23 protein-coding genes are annotated in these 21319 nt (G+C 65.4%); 17 read left to right on the top strand and 6 right to left on the bottom strand.

What is annotated here, in order from left to right:
- Positions 1-28 precede the first annotated feature (28 nt).
- The 9 genes from FHU31_RS19025 (at position 29) to FHU31_RS18985 (ending at position 8087) form a co-directional block, all read left to right on the top strand.
- Positions 29-1321: an NADH-ubiquinone oxidoreductase-F iron-sulfur binding region domain-containing protein gene (locus FHU31_RS19025; RefSeq protein WP_167161477.1), complete on the top strand. Its 1293-nt coding sequence runs from the start codon at positions 29-31 to the stop codon at positions 1319-1321.
- Entirely contained in the window at positions 1318-1614 is a 297-nt protein-coding gene (locus FHU31_RS19020; protein WP_167161475.1) for a ferredoxin, read from the top strand. The genes FHU31_RS19025 and FHU31_RS19020 overlap by 4 nt, the downstream gene beginning before the upstream one ends.
- Entirely contained in the window at positions 1611-3269 is a 1659-nt protein-coding gene (locus FHU31_RS19015; protein WP_167161473.1) for a thiolase C-terminal domain-containing protein, read from the top strand. Before FHU31_RS19020 ends, FHU31_RS19015 begins: the two co-directional genes overlap by 4 nt.
- Complete coding sequence (locus tag FHU31_RS19010; protein WP_167161470.1) at positions 3262-4113, top strand: alpha/beta hydrolase; 852 nt, start codon at positions 3262-3264, stop codon at positions 4111-4113. Before FHU31_RS19015 ends, FHU31_RS19010 begins: the two co-directional genes overlap by 8 nt.
- On the top strand, positions 4113-4931 hold the full coding sequence (locus FHU31_RS19005; RefSeq protein ID WP_167161468.1) for an NAD(P)-dependent oxidoreductase: 819 nt from the start codon (positions 4113-4115) through the stop codon (positions 4929-4931). The genes FHU31_RS19010 and FHU31_RS19005 overlap by 1 nt, the downstream gene beginning before the upstream one ends.
- A 71-nt stretch (positions 4932-5002) precedes the next feature.
- Positions 5003-5809, top strand: a complete 807-nt coding sequence (locus tag FHU31_RS19000; protein ID WP_167162848.1) for an NAD(P)-dependent oxidoreductase — start codon at positions 5003-5005, stop codon at positions 5807-5809.
- A gap of 115 nt (positions 5810-5924) precedes the next feature.
- Positions 5925-7127, top strand: a complete 1203-nt coding sequence (locus tag FHU31_RS18995) for a cytochrome P450 (protein WP_167161466.1) — start codon at positions 5925-5927, stop codon at positions 7125-7127.
- 4 nt (positions 7128-7131) lie between these two features.
- The gene (locus tag FHU31_RS18990) at positions 7132-7326 is read left to right on the top strand and encodes a ferredoxin (protein WP_167161464.1); all 195 of its coding nucleotides are present in this window, start codon (positions 7132-7134) and stop codon (positions 7324-7326) included.
- Positions 7327-7328: 2 nt separating this feature from the next.
- Complete coding sequence (locus FHU31_RS18985) at positions 7329-8087, top strand: alpha/beta fold hydrolase (RefSeq protein WP_167161462.1); 759 nt, start codon at positions 7329-7331, stop codon at positions 8085-8087.
- 4 nt (positions 8088-8091) lie between these two features.
- Here the strand turns inward: FHU31_RS18985 and FHU31_RS18980 are convergent, their stop codons facing one another.
- Positions 8092-9165 (bottom strand): NAD(P)H-dependent amine dehydrogenase family protein, encoded by a 1074-nt coding sequence (locus tag FHU31_RS18980; protein ID WP_167161460.1) that lies wholly within the window; start codon positions 9163-9165, stop codon positions 8092-8094.
- Between the two features lie 148 nt (positions 9166-9313).
- Between FHU31_RS18980 and FHU31_RS18975 the strand changes: the two genes are divergently transcribed.
- The 8 genes from FHU31_RS18975 to FHU31_RS18945 all read left to right on the top strand — a co-directional run bounded on the left by FHU31_RS18975 (position 9314) and on the right by FHU31_RS18945 (position 15614).
- Positions 9314-10033, top strand: coding sequence for a hypothetical protein (locus FHU31_RS18975; protein ID WP_263988210.1), 720 nt, complete (start codon positions 9314-9316; stop codon positions 10031-10033).
- A gap of 13 nt (positions 10034-10046) precedes the next feature.
- Positions 10047-10649 carry a TetR/AcrR family transcriptional regulator gene (locus FHU31_RS18970; protein ID WP_167161459.1) on the top strand — a complete coding sequence of 201 codons (603 nt, stop codon included), beginning with the start codon at positions 10047-10049 and terminating at the stop codon, positions 10647-10649.
- Between the two features lie 123 nt (positions 10650-10772).
- Positions 10773-12317: a nitric oxide reductase activation protein NorD gene (locus tag FHU31_RS18965; RefSeq protein WP_167161458.1), complete on the top strand. Its 1545-nt coding sequence runs from the start codon at positions 10773-10775 to the stop codon at positions 12315-12317.
- The gene (locus FHU31_RS18960; protein WP_167161457.1) at positions 12314-13138 is read left to right on the top strand and encodes a CbbQ/NirQ/NorQ/GpvN family protein; all 825 of its coding nucleotides are present in this window, start codon (positions 12314-12316) and stop codon (positions 13136-13138) included. Before FHU31_RS18965 ends, FHU31_RS18960 begins: the two co-directional genes overlap by 4 nt.
- On the top strand, positions 13131-13262 hold the full coding sequence (locus tag FHU31_RS31885; protein WP_263988211.1) for a hypothetical protein: 132 nt from the start codon (positions 13131-13133) through the stop codon (positions 13260-13262). The genes FHU31_RS18960 and FHU31_RS31885 overlap by 8 nt, the downstream gene beginning before the upstream one ends.
- Entirely contained in the window at positions 13259-13945 is a 687-nt protein-coding gene (locus tag FHU31_RS18955) for a hypothetical protein (RefSeq protein WP_167161456.1), read from the top strand. Before FHU31_RS31885 ends, FHU31_RS18955 begins: the two co-directional genes overlap by 4 nt.
- A 10-nt stretch (positions 13946-13955) precedes the next feature.
- Complete coding sequence (locus FHU31_RS18950; protein ID WP_090353067.1) at positions 13956-14360, top strand: hypothetical protein; 405 nt, start codon at positions 13956-13958, stop codon at positions 14358-14360.
- Positions 14361-15614, top strand: coding sequence for a cytochrome P450 (locus FHU31_RS18945; RefSeq protein ID WP_167161455.1), 1254 nt, complete (start codon positions 14361-14363; stop codon positions 15612-15614).
- Positions 15615-15697: 83 nt separating this feature from the next.
- On the opposite strand, the gene FHU31_RS18940 is transcribed toward FHU31_RS18945, so the two are convergent.
- From FHU31_RS18940 to FHU31_RS18920, 5 genes are all read right to left on the bottom strand, one after another.
- A complete protein-coding gene (locus FHU31_RS18940; RefSeq protein WP_167161454.1) occupies positions 15698-16717 on the bottom strand; it encodes an alpha/beta fold hydrolase in 1020 nt (339 codons plus the stop codon).
- Positions 16718-16809: 92 nt separating this feature from the next.
- A complete protein-coding gene (locus tag FHU31_RS18935; RefSeq protein WP_167161453.1) occupies positions 16810-17754 on the bottom strand; it encodes an amidohydrolase family protein in 945 nt (314 codons plus the stop codon).
- A gap of 88 nt (positions 17755-17842) precedes the next feature.
- Positions 17843-18760, bottom strand: a complete 918-nt coding sequence (locus FHU31_RS18930; RefSeq protein WP_167161451.1) for an alpha/beta hydrolase — start codon at positions 18758-18760, stop codon at positions 17843-17845.
- Between the two features lie 159 nt (positions 18761-18919).
- Positions 18920-20182 (bottom strand): fatty acid desaturase family protein, encoded by a 1263-nt coding sequence (locus FHU31_RS18925; RefSeq protein WP_167161449.1) that lies wholly within the window; start codon positions 20180-20182, stop codon positions 18920-18922.
- 113 nt (positions 20183-20295) lie between these two features.
- Positions 20296-21318, bottom strand: a complete 1023-nt coding sequence (locus FHU31_RS18920) for a VOC family protein (RefSeq protein WP_167161447.1) — start codon at positions 21316-21318, stop codon at positions 20296-20298.
- Between the last annotated feature and the right edge of the window lies 1 nt (position 21319).

Raw genomic sequence — 21319 nt, 5'->3', positions numbered from 1 at the left:
CGGCAGACGAGCAGGAAAGGACCACCGCATGACCACCACCGCAACGGATCTCGCCACTTCGGTGTGGCCGGGCCTGACCCCGCGCCTGTTGCGGACCGGACACGGCCCCGAAGATCTCACCGACTACACGCGTTCCGGCGGCTACCAGGACGTCGACGATCCAGAGCGACTGCTCGGCGAGATCGCCGCAGCGGGACTGCTCGGCCGCGGTGGCGCCGCGTTTCCGCTCGCGATCAAGCTGCAGACGGTACGCGCCGCCCATCTCGCGGGGCGGCAGACCATCGTCGTCGCCAACGGCGAAGAGGGTGAGCCGGCATCGGTGAAAGATCGCTGGCTGCTGCGTAACCGGCCTCATCTGGTGCTCGACGGGCTACGTCTGGCGGCGTGGATCGTCGGCGCGCAGCAGGCCTACGTCTACGTCTCCGACCCCCACGCCGCCGCCGCGGTCGAGGCGGCGCTGGCCGTAGCCGACACCACACCCGCGATCAGCGTGGTGACTGTCGCGCCCGCCTATATCGCCGGTGAGGAATCCGCGGCCGTGCGGGCGATCAACGGCGGACCGGCCAAACCCACGGACAAACCGCCCCGGGTGTTCGACGAAGGTGTCGCGGGGTGCCCGACGCTGGTGAGCAACGTCGAGACGCTGGCCCATCTGCCGTATATCCGGCGACATGGCGCGGATGCCTTCCGCTCGCAGGGCACCGAGGCTTCGCCGGGCACCTTCCTGGCCACGCTGACCGGTGCAGGCAAGCCGCCGGTGCTCTACGAGCTGCCCTACGGCGCCCCCATCGCCGATCTGCTGACCCTGCACCGCGTTTCCCCCGCGGCCGTGTCAGGACTGCTGATGGGTGGGTACTTCGCCGGACTGCTCGGGCCCGACGCGGTCGGCGCCGGCCTGGACCACGAGACGCTGCGCGCGCTGGGCAGCGGCCTGGGCTGCGGAGCGGTGGCGGTGCTCACCTCCGACTGTCCCGTCGCCGTGGCCGCCTCGGTGCTCGACTACTTCGACCGGGAGAACGCGGGACAGTGCGGCTCCTGCTTCAACGGGACGGCGGCGATGGCCGCCGTCACCGGGGCGTTGCGCAACGGTGCCGCCACCGCCGAAGACCTCGAGCGGCTACAGCGGTGGTCGGTGGTGCTGCGCGGCCGCGGCGCATGCGCGACGCTGGACGGCGCGGCGAATATCGCGGCCAGTCTACTGACCCATTTCCCCGATCTGGTCCGTGCGCATGTCGACGGATCCTGTCAGAGCTGCCGCACTTTCGAGGCGCAGCGACCCTTCGAGGTTGAGCCGATCGAAGCAGTGGAGGCGTGTCGATGAGGATCAAATTGGACCGTACCCTGTGCGACGGGTTCGGGATCTGCGCCAAACACGCACCCGAGTACTTCTCCCTCGACGACTGGGGATACGCCAAGCTCGAGGGCTCCGGCGACGTGCCGGCACAGGATCGCGATGCGGTGATGCGAGCCCTGCTGGACTGCCCGGTACACGCCATCCTGGAACTCGGCGAGCGGCGCCCGGATGACGATCACCGGCCACTCGTCGACACGGCCGACCCCGCCGGCAGCCTCAAGACCGAAGACAACGAAGCGCAGTGGGGGTTCACCCGATGACCGCGGCCCCGGGACGTCCATTGCCCCAACTGACTTCGCAGAACGAGTTCTTCTGGACCTCGGGTGCGGACGGGAAACTCCGCATCCAGGAGTGCCAGAGCTGCAATGCGCTCATCCATCCGCCCGCACCGATCTGTCGCTACTGCCGAAGCCAGGATCTCGGGATCCGCGCCGTCTCGGGCCGGGGCACGCTGGCCGGTGTGAGCATCAATCACCGCTTCGGCTTCCCCGATCTGCCGCCGCCCTATGTGATCGCCGAAGTGGCGATCGCCGAGGATCCGCGGGTCCGGCTCACCACCAACATCATCGACTGTGATCCGGAGAAGCTGGAACTGGGCCAACCCGTCGAGGTGCGCTTCCAGCAGTTCGCCGATGTCTGGCTGCCGGTGTTCACCCCCGCGGCCGACCAGACGGCGCCGGCCGCGATGCCCGAAGACGAGATCGCACCATCGGATTTCGGCAAGTACGTCCGCCCGATGCTCACTACCGAGAAGTTCGAGGACCACTCGGCCATCACCGGGATCGGCGCTTCCACGATGGGCCGGCGGCTGATGGTGCCACCGCTGTCGCTCACCATCGAGGCGTGTAAGGCCGCGGTCGCCGACGCCGGACTGACCTTCGACGATATCGACGGCCTGTCCACCTATCCGGGTCTGGACATCGCCGGGATGGGCGAGGGTGGCGTGTCCGCCCTGGAGGGTGCGCTGGGACTGCGCCCCACCTGGATCAACGGCGGTATGGACACCTTCGGGCCGGGCGGCTCGGTGATCGCGGCGATGATGGCCGTGGCCACGGGAATGGCCAGACATGTGCTGTGCTTTCGCACCCTGTGGGAGGCCACCTTCCAACAGTTGATGAAGGAAGGCCGGATGTCGCCCCCTGGTGGTGCGCGCACCACCAGCTGGCAGCAGCCGTTCGGCGGTATCTCGGCGGCACATACTCTGGCGCAGAACGCCTCCCGGCACTTTCACCGGTACGGCACCACACGTGAGACGCTGGGGTGGATCGCGCTGAACCAGCGGGCGAACGCGGCCCTGAATCCCACCGCCATCTACCGCGATCCGATGACGATGGACGACTACCTGTCTGCCCGGATGATCACCACGCCGTTCGGTCTGTACGACTGCGACGTCCCGTGCGACGGCGCCGTCGCCGTGATCGTGTCGGCCGTCGACGCCGCCGAGGACCTGCCTCACAAGCCGGTGCGGGTGGAGGCCGTCGGCACCCAGATCATCGAGCGGCTGGACTGGGACCAGACCACCCTCACCCACGAACCCCAGGTGCTGGGCCAGTCCGCGCATCTGTGGAGCCGGACCTCGTTGCGGCCCAGCGATGTCGATGTTGCGCAGCTGTACGACGGTTTCACCTTCAACTGCCTGTCCTGGCTGGAAGGCCTGGGCTTCTGCGGGATCGGCGAGGCCAAGGATTTCCTGGACGGCGGAAAGGCCATCGCACGGGACGGGGTGATTCCGCTCAACACCCATGGCGGGCAGCTCTCGCATGGTCGCACCCACGGGATGGGACTGATCCACGAGGCGGTGACCCAGCTTCGGGGGGATGCCGGCGAGCGCCAGGTCGCCGGCGCCAAGGTGGCGGTGGCCAGCAGCGGCGGCCTGACACCCAGCGGTGTGCTCTTGCTCCGGACCGATGACTGACCTCGTCCGGCGTCGCATGGTGATGGTCGGCGCGGTGCCGATGACTGCCCTGGTCGCATCGGCCCCCGAGCCGCGGGCAGTGATCGTCGCGATCCACGGCGGGGCCACCTCTTCGGTGTATTTCGACTGCCCGGGCCACCCGGATCTGTCGCTGCTCCGCCAGGCCGCGTCGCTGGGATTCACCGCCATCGCACTGGACCGGCCCGGCTACGGCGCATCCGCGCTGTATCAGGACACCATGGACAGCCCGGCGGAGCGGGTGGCACTGGCCTGGGGTGCGGTCGACAAGATCGCCCAGGGCGGACCGGTGTTCCTGTTGGGCCATTCGTTGGGCTGCGAGCTCGTAATGCGGATGGCCTGCCACGAACGTGTCATCGGCATCTCACTGGCCGGCACCGGCCTGCGCTACCACCCGAAGGCGAAGGACCTCCTCAGCACGGTGGCGCAGACCGGCACCCCGACGGGGTTGCGTCAGCTGCTCTGGGAGCCGGCGACGTTGTATCCCGACGGGATCCCCAGCTCGGCACTGTCGGCCCCGGGAGTGCGCTACGAGGGTGCGGTGACGGCCGACTGGGCACGTCACACTTTCGGCGAACTCGCTGCGGCCGTGCGGGTTCCGGTGCAATTCAGCGCCGCCGACCACGAAGGTGTGTGGGAATCCTCTCCCGAGGCGCTGGCGACGATCGCGGCCCTGTTCACCGGGGCGCCCGGTGTGGACGTCAGCGAAATGGCCGACAGCGGACACAATCTCAGTGTCGGGTTGTCGGCTGCCGAGTATCACCGGCGGGTGTTGGCATTCGCCGGTCAATGTGTGTCGAGTGCTGTCGAAGCGGAGGCGGGTTGATGCGGGTCGGATTCATCGGTGTGGGTAGCCAGGGCGGGCCGATGGCTCGCCGCATCGTCGACGGCGGCTACGAGACCACACTCTGGGCACGCCGAGCGGCCTCGCTGGAGCCCTACGCCGGCACCGCGGCGAAGACGGCCGGGTCACCGGCCGAGCTCGGTGCGGCAAGTGATCTGGTGTGCCTGTGCGTCGTCGGCGACGATGACGTGCGCCAGGTGCTGTTCGGGGACGACGGCGTACTCGAAGGCCTGGCCCCCGGCGGTATCGTGGTCATCCACTCCACCATTCACCCCGACACCTGCCGCGAGATCGCCGAAAGAGCTGCCGGTCAGGGCGTTTCGGTGATCGATGCCCCGGTCAGCGGGGGCGCTCCCGCCGTCGAGGCCGGCCAGCTGCTGGTCATGGTCGGCGGCGCCGAGGCCGATGTGGAGAAGGCCCGTCCGGTGTTCGCCACCTATGCCGACCCGATCGTGCACTTGGGCCCCCTGGGGAGCGGGCAGGTCGCCAAGATCCTGAACAACCTGTTGTTCAGCGCCAATCTCGGTGCGGCCATGAGCACCCTGGAACTCGGCGAAGCGCTCGGTGTGCCACGAGACCGGCTGTGCGAGGTGATCTCCCGCGGCTCCGCCAACAGCAAGGCGCTCGGCAGCATCGCGGCGTTCGGCGGCACGCTGGACCGGTTGGCCCCGATCGCGGGTGCGCTGCTGCAGAAGGACTGCCGGCATGCGACCGCCCTGGCCGAGGAAGCTTCGGCCACGCAGGGTTCGGTGTTCACCGCGGCGGACACGGCGCTGGCCATCATGAACCACCCGCGCTGATGAGCGCCTGCGCGAAGAAGAAAGTGCCCTGATGAGCGCCTGCGCGAAGAAGAGACTGCCCTGATGAGCGCCTGCGCGAAGAAGAGATTGCCCTGATGAGGGTCGGTTTCATCGGAGCGGGCCGGATGGGCGCCCCGATGGTCGGCCGCCTGGTCGGGGCCGGTCATCAGGTCGCCGTGCTGGCGCGCACCCCGCAGCGGCATGAGGCGGTTCGCGAGCTCGGCGCCACCCCTGTCGGCGATATCACCGAGGTGGCCACCGAGGCCGTGGTGCTGTGCGTGTTCACCGACGAACAGGTGCGCGATGTGTGTGCAGGTCCGCTCCTGGCAGCGATGCCGACCGACGCCACCCTGATCATCCACACCACCGGCAGCCCTCGGACCGCCCAGGCCATCGCCGCCCAGGCGCCGCAGATCGGGGTGGTGGACGCGCCGGTGAGCGGCGGACCGCACGATATCGCCGCGGGCCGTGTCACGGTGTTCGCTGGCGGCGCCGAGGACGTCGTTGCCCGAGTCCGGCCGGTCCTGGACAGCTACGCCGCACCCGTCCTGCACATGGGTCCGTTGGGTGCCGGACAGGGCATGAAGCTGGTCAACAACACGATGTTCGCCGCTCAGATCGGCCTGGTCTCCGAAGCGGTGCGGATGGGCGCGCGCCTCTCGATCGACGAGACCGCGCTGCTGGGCGCGCTCGCACACGGCAGTGGCGCAAGTCGGGCGCTGGGCATGATCGAGCGGGCCGGTTCGACGGAGCGGTTCATCGGCGCGGTGGGCGAGTTTCTCAGCAAGGACATCGCCGTGGTGCACCGGACGCTCGCCGATCTCGGTTTCCCGCTCGGCGCGGTGGAGGCAGTCGTCAACGCCGGTGTGCCAGATTGAGTCACGGTGAAATCGGGCATTTCGGCGCGGCTGGGCCGCTCCGCTGCTAGCGTTACAATTTTGCAGACTTCCGTAATGTTTGGGGTGGCAGCTCCACCCCGAAGGAGGACCCGGGATGACGACGGCCGAACTCGTTTTCGATCCTTTCTCCGAGGAGTACTTCACCAATCCTTTCGAGATCTACCGGCGGATGCGCACCGAAGCGCCGCTGTACTACAGCGCCGACCAGGACTTCTATGCCCTCACCCGGCACGCGGACGTATCCGCGGCGCTCAAGGATCACGAGGCGTTCTCGTCCTCCCGCGGATGCGACCTGGCGATGGTGCAAAGCGACGAACCGCCGCAGAAATCCATCATCTTCATGGATCCACCGGATCACCGGCACATGCGCAGTCTGCTCAACAAGGCGTTCACCCCGCGGGCCGTACAGGCCCAGAAGAACACCATCATCGAACAGATCGACCGCTTCCTGGGCAGGATCACCGGTGACGAGTTCGACGTCGTCCAGGACTTCTCCGCGCCGTTCCCGGTCGAGGTGATCACCAGGATGGCCGGTGTCGAAGACGAGTACCGCCAGCAGGTGCGGCACTGGATCGACACCAGTCTGTCCCGCGAACCCGGACAGATCGGGTATTCCGAAGCCGGCATGCAGGCCAATATCGACACCGCCATCTACTACTACTCGCTGGTGCAGAAGCGCCGGGAGAACCCGCAGGACGACATGATCAGCCGGCTCATCGCTGCGGAGATCCCGCGCGAGGACGGCGAACTGCACAAGCTCGACGATATCGAGATCACCGGTTTCGCCACCTTGCTCGGCGGTGCGGGCGCCGAGACCGTCACCAAACTCATCGGCACGGCGGTGGTGTTGTTCGCGAGGCACCCGGACCAGTGGCAGAAGCTGATCGACAACCGTGAGCTGGTGCCGGATGCGGTGGAGGAGCTGTTGCGGTTCGAAGGGCCGGTGCAGTACAACGTGCGCTACACCCTCAAGGAAGCCCACGTGCCCAGCGGCGTGATCCCCGCCGGCAAGGCGGTGTTCCTCATCAGCGCAGCCGCCAACCGCGACCCCGACGCGTTCACCGACGCCGACAGATTCGATATCGAGCGAGATCGCACCGAGGCCCAGAATCTGGGCCTGGGTTACGGCATCCACAGTTGCCTGGGCGCCGCGTTGGCCCGCATGGAGAGTGTCATCGCGTTGGAGAAGCTGCTCGACTTCATGCCCCGCTACGAGGTCGATTTCGCCGGTCTTGAGCGGGTGCGGATGCAGAATGTGGCGGGCTACGCCCGGGTTCCGGTGAAGGTGGTGCGGTGACGGCATGAGTCGCATCGAGGTCGATTTCGGATTGTGTGAGAGCAATGGCGTCTGCATGGGGGTGATCCCCGAGGTGTTCGATCTCGACGACCAGGACTATCTGCACATCCTCACCGATGAACTCACCCCGGCCAACGAGGGCCAGGTGCGCGAGGCCGTCCGGCAGTGCCCGCGTCAGGCCATCTCCATCGTGGACTGAGCGTGCGATTCGTCTTCGTGCACGGCGGTTTTCATGCCGCCTGGTGCTGGGACCGGGTGCTCGCCGAGCTGGCCGACCTCGGCCACGACGGTGTCGCGGTGGACCTACCCGGCCACGGCGCGCTCGTGAGACAGGACTCCACCCTGGCCAATCGGCGCGATGCCATCGTCGCGGCGATGCAGCCGGGCGACGTGCTGGTCGGGCATTCGGGTGGCGGTTTCGATCAGACGCTGGCCGCCGACGCCCGGCCCGATCTGGTGAAACACATCATCTACCTCGCCGCCGCGCTGCCCCGCGAAGGGCGTACGTATCCGGAGGCGATGGCGATGCGCGACACCGAGGACGGTGAGTTCGACGGGGACGTCGGGGAAATGTTGAGCTACTTGAGCTTCGACGCCGACGGCGCCATGACCTTCGCAGACTTCGACGGGGCGTGGAAGTACTTCTACCACGACTGCGACGAGGAGACCGCCCGCTGGGCGTTCAGCCGGCTGGGACCGGAACGCTTCGGCGACACCACGGTCACACCGGTATCGGTCCCCGCCTTCTGGGCCGCCGATCTGCCCCGCAGTTTCATTGTCTGCGAACAGGACCGCTCCATGCCTCGGTGGCTGGCCGATACCGTGGCGCGTCGTCTCGGTGTCGAACAGCTGTCCATCAACGCATCGCACTCGCCGTTCCTGAGCCGGCCGCGCGAATTGGCCGAGCTGTTGGTGCACGCGACCACCACCAAGCCCATCGGCCTCCTCATCCCGGTGTGACCGGTCACCACATGAGGCCGCGGACCGTTGCACTGAGCGGGATGTCCTCCACCGCGATCAACCCGCTGGGCGCCCGGCAGATCCAGTCGATGGCGTTGACCACCCGCGCCGCGGTCGAGATGCATCCGGCGTCGGTCGAGTCCAGCGCGGGGTGCCACACGTGGGTGTTGAGCTCCACCCGCGGTTCACCCTCGACGACGACCCGGTGCACGCCGGTGTGTCCGTCCGGCGGGTAATCCCATTCGGGTGCCGCGGCGGTGGTCAACCGGTTGATGTGCTCCATCGTGATGATCGGCCTACCGTCGCGCAGTCCCTCCACCGCGAACCGGGCCGCGGCCATCTGCCCCGGCTCGACGGTGCACATCGTGCACTCGATCCGCGAGTCGGCGTACCACGGTTCGACGCGTTGGCGGATCTCGTCGAGTTCGACCCCGAGCTGGGCGGCGAGATTGCGTACCGGCCCACTCCACATGCTGGTGATCACCCCGGGCAGGAACAGCATGGGCTCACCCTCCTCGGGCGACATGCCGAAACCCATTGACCGGCCGGTGAACTCGTAGTCATCGTAGTTGCCGTAGTCGAAGATCTCCTGAACGGTGACAGACCTGGCCCGGGTCACCAGACTGAGCGCGGCGATCACCTCGGTGTCGCCCGAGTAACCCGGGTCCATCCCGTTCACGTACAACGATGACGTACCCGCCTTACACGCCGCTTCCAGCGGGACGCGCAGCCAGTCGTCGGCGTGATGTGGGGCCACCAGCCACACCATCGACGTCGAGGCCACGTTGATCCCGGCGGACAGGAATCGGGACATCTGCCCGATCGCCTCCATGGGACGGGTTTCGCCCTGCGCGGTGTACACGACACAGTCGGGCTGTAGCGCGATCAGCGCGTCGATGTCATCGGTCGAGATGACCCCGGTCGCTTCGCTCAGGCCGCACAGTTCGGCGGCATCGCGGCCGATCTTGTCCTCGCTTGCCGCATGGACGCCGACGAGCTCGAGATCGGGCCGGCCGATGATCGCCCGCAGCGAGTGCCTGCCGACATTCCCTGTGGAGAACTGGACCACTCTGCGCATCGAGGCACCCTTTCGTGGCCCACCAATATCCTGACTTAAGTCAACCATAGGCGCCAGCATGAGAGGCCGTAAATCGGCCACAAGAGTGACTCTTGCCCATCGATATCAGCCCTTGACTCCGTTGTTTGACTGACTATAGTCAGCATTTGTGAACCTGCCGACGCGCAATCGTGGTCGCAGACCTGCACCGCACGGCGCCGGCAGCGGGCTCGACGAACACCTGGAGACCTCCCGGTTGGCACAACGCCAGGCCGACAGGTGGCTGATCTCCGGCAGCCTGCTGATCGGCACGGCGGCCCTGGGCGTCTTCGGCCTCCCCCTGTTCCTGCGGGGTGTATGGCTGCTCCGCAAGGCGGCGCGCAACGGACTGACCGTACGCCCGATGCTGGTCACCCTGATCGGCTATCTCGTCATCATCGACGCCGCGATCAACACCGTCGGCTGGGCGCTGGACACCGTCGCCAACCACACCCTGCTGGCCCGAGTCCTGTTGAACGGCTGGGGAAACATGTTCGACGCCGGCTACTTCTGGCACTACAACGAACTCCTGATCGGCGGCGCCGCCGGCCCCGGGGAGAAGGCCATGGAAGTCGGCATGATCCTGACCGTCTTCACCATGCGGATCGCCGCCGGAATCGGCTTCCTCCAGATGAAACGCTGGGGGCACCAGTGGATGATCATCACCTGCTGGATGGGCATCCTCATCTGGTGCGTCTACGTGTTCAACATGACGATGTATGCCGACGTGCGCTTCGCCGGGGTGGTGCTACCGGTCGTGGGGTGGTGGCTCTACGACATCTTCTACATCACGCCTTTCCTCGCGATCCCGTATCTGCACTCCGTGAACCGCGAGATCTTCTCCGACTGAGGAAGGCCAGGCGATGACACCTCCGGCCAGGCAGTCGACGCGCGAGCAACGTCGACGGCAGACCCGAGAACGGATACTCGGTGCCGCCATCGCCGAGTTCACCTCGTCGGGGATGGCGCATGCCGACATCGACACCATCGCGGCCGCGGCCGGCGTGGCGCACGGGACGTTCTTCTTCCACTTCCCCAGCAAGGAACACGTGCTGCTGGAGCTGGAGGCTCGCGAAGAAGCACGCATGGCCACCGAATTCGGCCGCTACCTCGACGGCGCGCCCGATCTTGCCAGCACCCTGGACCACGTCGTGGCACTGATTACCGGGCTCGAACGCCGGCTGGGCCCGTCGCTGTTCAAAGAGTTTCTTGCCCTGCACTTTTCGCCGACCCGTCCCGCTGCCGACGAATGGACCGATCACCCGTTGATCGTGTTGCTGGTCCGGGAGATCGAGCGCGCCCGCGGTGACGGGAAGGTACCGCCCGAAGTCGACGCGTTCTACAGCGCGACGTTCTTCCTGTTGGGCGTCTACGGGGTCCTCACCACCACCTCGAACACCGACTCACGCGGTGCCATGCTGACCGGTTTGGTGACCACCGCACTACGCGGACTCGAAGCCCGATAAGAAAGGAATCCGACGTGGACTGGATCTGGGAGATACTCCGTTACGTCGCCGCCTGGGGCGGAACAGGTTTGATCATCTGGTTCTGGTACTGGATGTTCTCCAACATCGGGACGTTCTGACCCGATGACATCCGACCTGGCCGAGACGGACACCGACCACACCGCGATGGCCACCGAACGCAGTTGCGCGGTGACCGCGATGGCACTCAGCGACGGGCGCCGGACGGGCGCCCGCCTGCTGACCGGACACCATCGCGGATTCGGTTTGAACACTCAGCTCGACACCCTTTACGTGCCCTACCCGCCGCACCGGGCCTGGACCCGACGGACACTCACCTGCGGTGTGGCACTGCAGTGTTCGCCATCCAAGGAGCGATTGCTCGACTACCGGATCAGTGAACTCTCGACTCGCGAGCTCACCGCGCTCACGCTCGTCGAAGCCGGTGTCGCGCTGGGCTGGATCGCCGAATTCTGGCCCGGCCTGGTCCCCGACCTGCGCCGGGCGCTGCCCACCCTCGAACCCACCCCGGCCGCGACGGCCGCCGAGGAAATGCTCAACCGCGCGATCGCACTGGCGCGTTCGGCACAACCCCTGGTCATCGATCCCCTGCTGGGCAGCCTGCCGCGGGCGTACACCCTGCCGCAAGGGCTCTCGGACACGCTGCGCCGGACCTTCGGGCGGATGCCCTGGACCAGCGACCAGAAACGGATACCCCGCCCGTACTCGGTCCCTGTCGGCGGTGACGGCGGTGTCCGCAACTCCAATCTGCCTCCGGCCAGCCGGCCACAGGACAACGATCTCGACATCACGCCCGAGCATCGCCCGGGTATCCCCTACCCGGAGTGGAACTCCTGGACCGGATCCTTCATGACCGACCACGTGACCGTGATCGAACGAGTGCATCCGGGCACCCACCGGCGTGCCCGGCCCGTCGGCGTGGACGTACGGAAGTGGTTCGAGGAGAACACCCACCGAAGAATGCACAACCGGCTGGAGGACGGATCCGACCTCGACGTCGAGCAGTACGTCGAGCACTACATCGACGTCGCGGCCGGCGAGGCGGACGCACCGCGTCTCTTCCGGGAGCTGCTGCCCAGCAGCCGTGATGTGACCACCGCCCTGCTGCTGGATGGCAGTTCCTCGCTGGGCGCGCACGGCGGCCAGATCTTCACCCTCGAGTTGGCCTGCGCCGATGCCCTGTCCCGGGCCATGGCCTCGGCGCGGGAACGGCACGGCATCTTCGTGTTCACCGGTAACACCCGGCACCGCGTCGAAGTCAGCTGCCTCAAGGACTTCGGCGACCGGCGCATCATCGCGCCCGGCGGGCTCGGCCTGTCCACCGGCGGCTACACCAGACTCGGTGCGCCGCTGCGCCATCTGACCAGCCGCCTGCTCGCTCAGCCAGCCGAGCGCAGACAGCTCATCGTCATCGGTGACGGCCTGATCTCCGACGAGGGATACGAGGGGCGCTACGCCTGGGCTGATTCGGCGCATGCGGTCGAGGAGGCCCGCGATGCCGGAGTGGCGATGTACTACATCGGCATCGGACCGGTACGCGTCGACCCGTTGCCGGAAGTCTTCGGACCCAAACGGTCCCAGCGCATCCGCCGGATCGAAGAACTGCCCCGTGTCCTCGCCCACGTCCACAAGGAGCTGGTTACCGCGTGAATACAGATACCTACTTCGCCAACGCCAACGAGGTTCAGCTGTTCGAGCGGGCCTACCACCGGCGGCTGCCCGTCATGCTCACCGGCCCGACGGGCTGCGGTAAGACGCGCCTGGTCGAACACATGGGAACGCTGCTGGGGCGGCAGGTCGTCACCATCAGCTGTCATGACGACCTCACCAGTTCCGACCTGGTGGGCCGGTTCATGGTGACCGGCGGTGACGTGGTGTGGACCGACGGCCCGCTGACCAGAGCGGTGAAGACCGGCGCCATCTGCTATCTCGACGAAGTGGTGGAGGCCAGACACGATTCCCTGGCCATCCTGCATTCGCTCACCGATCACCGTCGCGCGCTGTACCTGGACCGAGCCGGTGAAGTGGTGGAAGCCCCCGCCACCTTCATGCTGGTGTGCTCCTACAATCCCGCCTATCGCAGCTCGCTGAAGGAACTCAAACCGTCCTTCCGGCAACGGTTCGTCACCCTCCCCATGCGGTATCTGCCCCCGGGACGCGAAGCCGAGGTGATCGTGGCCGAGACGCAGGTCGGTCATGCGACGGCCGAGCGTTTGGTGCGCTGCGCCACCGCGATCCGCACCGCCGACGAGGCCTTCCACTTCGAACCGCCCTCCACCCGCGTGCTCGTCACGGCGGCGCAGCTGATCGCCGCCGGCGCAACAGAACTGGACGCTGCGCAGGCCTGCATCCTGGCGCCGCTGTCCAGCGACGGCGCCATCGCCGAAGGGTTGTTGGAGGTCGCCTCGGCGTGCCTGCCCGGTGCCGATACCGAAAGCCCCCGCGAGAAAGGAATCACCGCCCGTGGTTGACCAGAAAGAGAAGAATCGCAAGAAGGCGCTCATCGTCCTGCAGATCGTCATCTACGGCTACCTGCTGGCGATGTTCGGGATCCAGCTGTACATGTCCTTCGCCCGCGGGTGGTGGGACCTGTGACGCTGTCGCAGGCATCCGTGGGGCTGGAGGAACATCACGACGAATCCCGTTCGGCGCAGCGGCGCGCCGACAAATGGATGATCGTCGGCGCCGCCCTGATGGGCATGTGGGCTCCCGGTTTGATCGGCTTCCCCATCTTCATGCGCGGAGTGTGGCTGCAGCGTCAGGCCCTGCGCTCCGGTCTTTCCGTGCGGCCGATGATCGTCACGCTGATCGGGTACCTGACCCTGATCGACGGCATGCTCAACAGCCTGGGCTGGGCACTGGACTTGGTCGCCAACCACACGCTGATCAACCGAGTCCTGATGATCGGCTGGGGCAACATGTTCGACGCCGGCTACTTCTGGCATTACAACGAACTGTGGGTGGGCGGTGCCGCCGGGCCCGGCGAGAAGTCGATGGTCTTCGGCATGATCATCACCGTCTTCGCGATGCGCTGCGCGGCCGCCATCGGCTTCCTCCAGATGACACGCTGGGGCCACCAGTACATGGTCATCACCTGCTGGATGGGCGTCGTGATCTGGTGCGTCTACGTGTTCAACATGACGATGTTCGCCGATGTCCGCTTCGCCGGCGTGGTGTTCCCCGTCATCGGCTGGTGGCTCTACGACATCTTCTACATCACCCCCTTCCTCGCGATTCCGTACCTGCACACGGTGAACCGCGAGATCTTCACGGACTAAAGGAGAAACTGTGACCGCACCAGCGAGCACCGACGACAAGGCCGACGATCTTCCGCCCGGCACCACGCCCTATTACGCCCGCATGCACACCTGGATCAAGCGCGCGGTGCTCGTGTGCTTGGTGGCGCTCGTGCTCGAAGGCGCCTTCACCTTGCCGTTCATGGCCATCTACTACGGCTACCCCACCTTGAGCCTCACCCAGATCTGCAGCGAACTGCTCAAGGTGCGCTATTCCGATGACACCCTCGAATGCAAGGTGCCCTACCCGGCGTTCGGGCCGCCCGAGGGCGCCGAAGGCAAGGACACCGCCCAGGATCAATGGGGTATCCAGCCGGTGCCGAAGTATCACCGGATCGGCTTCCGCGAACTGGTGCGCATCCACGATCAGCGGGTGGCCCGGGAGCAGGGACATTAGATGACGACCTCACCGGAAAGCCATGCGCAGAACTGGGATCTGCGGCACCCGGACTTCAACGACAACGACCTGCTGTACGACGTCTACACCGTGATGCGCCAGGGATGTCCCTTCCCGCACACCGACACCCCGTTTCTCGCCGACACCCCCGGCGGGGCCTGGATCGCGGTGAATTACGACGACTGCTACCGGATCGCCCAGGACTGGGAACACTTCTCCAACAACCCGGTTCCGGGATCGGCCGACTTCGTCATCGGCGATCTGGTGGTGATGATGGATCCACCGCGGCAGCAGAAGCTGCGCAAAGTGCTCAACCCGTACTTCTCGCCGGCCCAGATGAAAGCGCTGCGGCCCCAGGTCACCACCGAAACCGATCTGCTCATCGACGATTTCATCGGCGCCGGAGCCGGGGACCTGGCCCGGGTCGCCTGGCGGCAGCCCGGGATCGTGCTGTTCAAATACCTGCTGGGCATTCCCGCCCACGATGTCGGGATCTGTTTTCAACTCACCGACGACGCCCTCAACGGGGCGACCGAGGACATCCGGATGACGGCTTGGGGTGGGCTGTATCAGTACATCCACGACACCGTCACGGCCCGCATCGGCCAACCGTCGCGCGGCGACATGATCGACATCCTGCTGGCCGCCGAGATCGACGGGGAGAGGCTGCCCATCGAGGATGCCGTTGCCAACGCGATGCTGCTCGTCCAGGCCGGTCTGGAGACCACCGCCAGCGCCATGTCTTTCGCCTTCCACCACCTGGCCACCCATCCGGGTGAACGTGACCGTCTCGCCGCGGACCCCGACCTACTCCCCCGCGCGGTCGAGGAACTCATCCGCTACGCGGGGTCGATCCACGGGCTGCACCGGACCGTCACCAAGGATGTCGAACTGAGCGGGCACACCTTCCATGCCGGTGACACGGTGGTGGTCAACTTCGCCGCTGCGAACCGCGACGACAACGTGTTCCCCGATGCGAACCGTTGCGTGCTCGATCGCCGGGAGAACCGTCATCTGGGCTTCGGTGCGGGTGTGCACCGTTGTCTGGGCTCCAACTTGGCGCGCCTGGAGTTTCAGATCGGGGTGGAGCGGGTGCTGTCACGCCTGCCCGACTTCCGGCTGGCGACGGGTGCCCGTCCGGACTTTCACGGCAATTCGATCACCCGTGGATTCCGTACAGTCCCCGTAGAGTTCAGCCCTGGGATATGTCGGCATCCACAAGTTCCTGCTGGCCGGCCTGATCGACTCCTCTGATCACGGAACCGGTCGACGACGGTTGTCGGTCAGAGCTTTTGATCCCCGGGCGGTGATTGGGTGCTTACACAGCTCACTGGGTGTCAACGTCTCGCTTCGAGCCAGCACCGTAGGGCAAATGCAATTTGCTCGAAATGCCATGCGGTACCTAACCGGTGGTGGTCGATGCAGTGGCCCACTCCACGATAGATGCCGCCGGTGACTGTGGCTGCTTGAGTGAACGCCGATCCGAATTCGTGGCAGGTGGACGACCGAACCGTCCACAGTGCATCGAATTCAGGCTGTGCGAACAGGATGGGCACGCGGATGCGGCCGGCGATCGCTGAGAACTCGGTCGGCCAGCTCGTGTAGACCTCTGCGATCTCCGTGATGAGCGCGGGTTCCATTGCGGCATCGAAAAAGTCATCGGGAACTGCCGGCATCGACCAGTCCGGGCCGTAGAGTAACTGTCGACGCGCCTCACGCGGAATATCGATGCGGCCATTCTCTGGCACCGCGCCGGCCCACGCCCCGCCTGCATTACCTGGTGGGATATGGCCGATGCCTGCCACGGATACTCCCAACAATAGCCACTCATGATCTGCCGCCGCGAGGTGGAGCGCAATCGCACCTCCGATCGAGTGACCCACGACGACGAACCCAGGGCAACCGGCCGGACTTTCCTTCCACAAAGCAGTCAATGCGCCGTCGATCATCTCGGCTGACCGCGCTATCCCGTCGTGGTCGCCTTCGCAGGACGAGCTGCGCCCATAGCCCGGTCGGTCGATACTGACAGCCGTGAGGCCGTGCTCGGACGCGACGTCGAGCAGTGAATGCCCGGGTATATCGAAATACCGTCCGTTGCAACCGCCACCGTGCAGGCAGATCAGTATCGGCGCCGGATCTGAGCTTCCCACCGAATGTTCGAACGGCCGGAGCGAGGCCGCAATGATTGCCTCCAAGGCTACTCCGTTCGGCCCGATCAGCGTCTTGCGGCTGCGGACCCGGTCAGATCCGCGGAGCTCTGAACCCTTCTCCCCGTAGGCGATCGCTGCTGGGGATGTTGCGCCGAACGTCTGTGATCGTGTCGCGCTGGTGTCACTACGTGTTGCGCCACGCTGCATATCGTTTCCTTCCGGCGGGGCGGGTGTCTGAGCTGGGTTCCCAACGGCGACAGCCGTCGACTGGGCGGACACAGGGACGTGGGCAATAGCCATTATTCGACCGGCCGAATGAAGCGCGGGAACAGCGACACCGCTGTGCTTACGTTGATGGCGGCAAGACCGGCCGCATCGATGTGGCTATAGGCGTCCAGGTTTGTCGAGAACCAGTTCGCCGCGGCCAGGGGTGCGAACGGCCAATCCGACCCGAAGGTGATGTGGCCTGGGTGGGCGAAAGCGAGCAGGGTCGGCAACGCCGCCGGGCTGGAGGACAGTGCGGTATCGAAGTAGAAGGTCGCGAATTCGCCGAGGATGTCGGCGACGCTACGCCCGGTGTCGGCCGAGATCGGCAGTGACATCCGGTGTGACGCATAGGGCACGAATCCCCCGCCGTGACTGAGGATGAATCGGATATTCGGATAGGTTTGGCGAATTCCGTTGCGCACAAGTAGGTACGCCGCACGTGTGGTGTCGAGCAGGAAGTCGGCGGCGAACGGCGGCAGGTGCCGGATTGTCGGTCCGGGCAGGTCGGCGGGATGTATGAGCACCTTGGCCGAGCGCTCGTCGAGTGCGGCGAACAGATCGTCGTAGCCCTCTTCACCCAGATAGATGCCACCGCTATTTGCCAGCAATACCACGCCATCGGCGTGCAACTCGTCGAGTGCCCGTACCGATTCGGCAACCGCGGCAGCTCTGTGTGGCAAGGGAACTGTGGCAAGGAACCCAAACCTGCTTGGCCACTTCGCCACCAGATCGGCCGTGTAGTCGTTGAGGTCACGTGCTAGTGCAGCGGCATCGCCGCCGTCGGTCAGAAAGGTGGTACCAGGAGTCGACACCGAGAGGATCGCAGCGCTGACGCCCAGCAGGTCCATCGCCTCAAGCGACGCATCCGCGCTCCACTCAGGCAACGCTCGTCCACCCGCCTCGACCACGCCTGCCTTGTGGAGTACGGCCCGATAGAACGGAGGGATCACATGGTGGTGGGTGTCGATGCGCGACATGAGTGCACGTCCTGTCAGTTGTCGATGGCGAGGTTGGTGTGAGCGCGCACGGATCTCCGGTGCAGCTGAGAGGTTTGTGCGGTGCGTCCTATGAGGCGGGCCGATGCGGTAGCGGACCAAATGCAGAGGTGACAGCGGCAAGGCGGCATTCTTCGGCGAAGGCAAGCTCGTGAAGGTAGAAAGCGCGGGCGGCATAGTTTGCGCTCAGCTGATGGCCTGCGAAACGTTGCCGGCGAACCTCGACCAGCGCTGCCGTGGTGAAGAGTTCCTGCAATGCCCGCAGGTCTGGCGGCGTCGACGACCACCGGTCGTCGTATTCCGCGATCGCGACTCGCACGGGAACCGAGATCGATCCGGCGACCCGGTCGAGTCGTTGCGGCCATTGAAGCGCGTCATGTAGTTCCCCGACAGGGGCTGGCGCCGAAGTCTCGAGCAACGATTGTGCAGTCTGCGGCGGCCACGTCCATTCGGGGCCGAAGACGACGGTGCTCCGACCACGGGGATCGATATGGGTCGACGCTTCGCGATCCATGCGGCCTTGGAGTTCCGTAGCGAAGCCGGGAATCCAGTTGTAGCCCGCGCTATGGACGCTGACTCCGAGCAGCGGGAAGTTGCCGTTCTCCGCTGCAAGGCACAGTGCCAGCATTCCGCCGATCGAGTTTCCGGTGAGGACAACCCCAGCGCTCTCGCCGCCGATCCGAGCCCAGAGGTCTGCGATGGCAGTCCGCAGGATGGCGATCTGTTCGTCGAAGCAGGTTTTTTCTGGGCTGATTCCGGAACTTGCTCCATATCCTGGCCGATCGACCGCGACTGCGGCGAAGCCCAGTTGTGCAGCCAGATCCAAGTATGAAGAATCACCTGGGATGCGTTGATCGTAGATTCGAGACGTTACTGAGCCACCGTGCAGCGCAACAATCAGTGCACGCGGCCGATTTTCCGGTTTGACGTAGATTCCTGATAACACGATGTCATCGACGTCGACCGAGATCGGGGCGATGTTCATCATCCTTCTTTCCATCGAGTTCGGCGAGCGAGTTGGGCGAGCCGCAGGATCGGCAGCGCCGACAGCGTCCGCCTCACCACTTCCCAGAACTTTCCTTCTTGCTGCTGGACAGTCTGTGCTGCAACGTGTTTGCTGTCGAACAACCGACATTCGGTGTACGGTTCAGGCGCCGTGCGATCCTCGCTTCAGGCGCCTCCTGCTCGATCGGCGCACGGTGTCGATCGCGGTCTTCAGGCCACGGCGGCGCCCGGTCGCGGGATCGATGACCCCGTAGCCTTCGAGCTCGGCGAACATCCGCTCGCTGCGGGTCTCGGGTGCATTGTCGGCTGTGTCCTTCAGGAACTTCTCCGGCAGCGACAGCTTGGCGATGGTGCGCCACGTCTTGCCGTACTGCAGCAGAAATGATCCCGTGGTGTAGGGCAGGTCGTACTTCTCGCACACCGCCCGCACCCGGATCGAGATCTCGTAGAGCCGGTTGCTCGGCAGGTCCGGATACAGGTGGTGCTCGATCTGGTGACACAGGTTTCCGCTCATGAAGCGCAGCACCGGTCCGTTCTCGAAGTTGGCACTGCCCAGCATCTGCCGCAGGTACCACTGGCCGCGGCTCTCACCGACCAGGTCGGTCTTCGTGAACTTCTCTGCCCCATCGGGGAAATGACCGCAGAAGATCACCGCGTTGGCCCACACGTTGCGGATGACATTGGCCACCGCAGTGGCCGTCAAGGTTGACTTGAAGGTCGCACCGGGTGACAGCGACGTCAGCGCGGGCCACACCAGATAGTCCTTGGCCAGCTGATGCCCAGCCTTGATACCGAACTCACGGACGCGGACGAGCGTGGCGTTGCGGTTGGCGCGGCCCTTGAAGATCTTGCCGAGCTCCAGGTGCTGCAGCCCCACACCCCATTCGAACAACGTGGCCAGCATGGTGTTGTAGATCAGGTTCAGAATGTTGAACGGCTTCCACGACTGATCCCTCGTGACGCGCAGCAACCCGAACCCAACGTCGTCATCCATGCCGAGGATGTTGGTGTACTTGTGGTGCATGAAGTTGTGGGTGAACCGCCAGTGCTTGGACGCGCCACCCATGTCCCACTCCCACGACGAGGAGTGGATCTCGGGATCGTTCATCCAATCCCACTGGCCGTGCATGACGTTGTGGCCGATCTCCATGTTCTCGATGATCTTGGCCACGCCCAGGGTGACGGTGCCCGCCCACCATGCGGCGCGCTTGGAACTTGCCGCGAGCATAACGCGACCGGCGACGTCGAGCGCACGCTGCGCCGCGATGGTACGGCGGATATAGCGCGCATCGCACCCGCCACGGGAGTCTTCGATGTCCTGACGGATCGCATCGAGTTCGATGCCCAGATTCTCGACATCGGTGTCGGTGAGATGCGCGAACACGGGAACGTCGGTAACTGCCATTCTCACGGTCCTTTCTCCAGGTGGTCGGCGGCCGAGGAGGCACACGACTGACCAAGCGCCCGCCGCCAGTGCCCAACCGTCGCGGCCATCGTGGCTTACCACCCTGCGTTCGGTCAGTAGTCAGGGATTCCCTCGGACAGGGCCGGGATAGTGTCTTCTCGTTGTACCAACGACTGCGCACCGATCTTGAACTGTGCGAGCTTGTCGCAGATCGTCTGGCCGTGGGCGGTGTGTCCCCAGATGCTGATGCCTTGGTGCGTTGTTGGCTCCCAGGCATCTTCGTCGTCGATCACGATGGGGTTCCATCCCACTTCCCATTCGAATCCCGACGGTGTGACCGCATAGAACGACAGTTCCTTGTCGTTGGTGTGTTGACCGATCGACAGGGCCACCCCGAATCCGTTCTCCGCCATCCGTTGATAGGCCGCCACCATGTCGTCGAGGGCGGTCACCTGGATGTTGACGTGCTGGATTCGGGTGCGAATGGGCTTGATGGGCAACCGATTCACCGACGCGATGGCCACGCTGTGGTGACGTTCGTTGACTCGCAGGAATCGGATCTTGAACTTGAGTCCGCTGATGGTCTCGTCGATATAGTCCGACAGACGTGCGTCGAACACCGTCCGGTAGTAGCCGTGCATCTGGTGTGGGTGCTTGCTTACTATCGCCACGTGCCCAAGTCCACTTTCGCCGGTGACGAAACCCTCTTTCGCCAGCAGCACCGGCGCGGTGTGGCTGACGTGCGGGCGCGTGTAGATCTCCTGCATCAGTCCATTGGGACCTGGGAACCTGGCCAGCCTCTCGACGCCGCGCAGCACGGCATCCTCAGCGCCACCTTCGGTCAACGCAACGCCGTGTGCGGTGATGCGTGCCGCCACGGCATCGAAGACATCATGGTCGTCAAGTTCCCAGCCGAGGGCGGTGACATCTTCGGCAGGCCCGCGTTGCAGAAGGAATCGGCAACCGTGGTCGTCCAGCCGAAAGCGCATGGTGTCGGACAGTGTTTCGTCTACCTGTAAGCCGACAGCATCGCGTCCGAATCTGCGCCAGTCGGCGAATCGCTGCGTTTCGATGACGACGTAACCGAGATGGACATCACCGAATATCGACTGCGACGGGGTGAGGTTGCGGGTCACC

The sequence above is a fragment of the Mycolicibacterium fluoranthenivorans genome (assembly GCF_011758805.1).
GTDB lineage: Bacteria > Actinomycetota > Actinomycetes > Mycobacteriales > Mycobacteriaceae > Mycobacterium > Mycobacterium fluoranthenivorans.
This window is presented reverse-complemented; position numbering and strand designations above follow the sequence as displayed.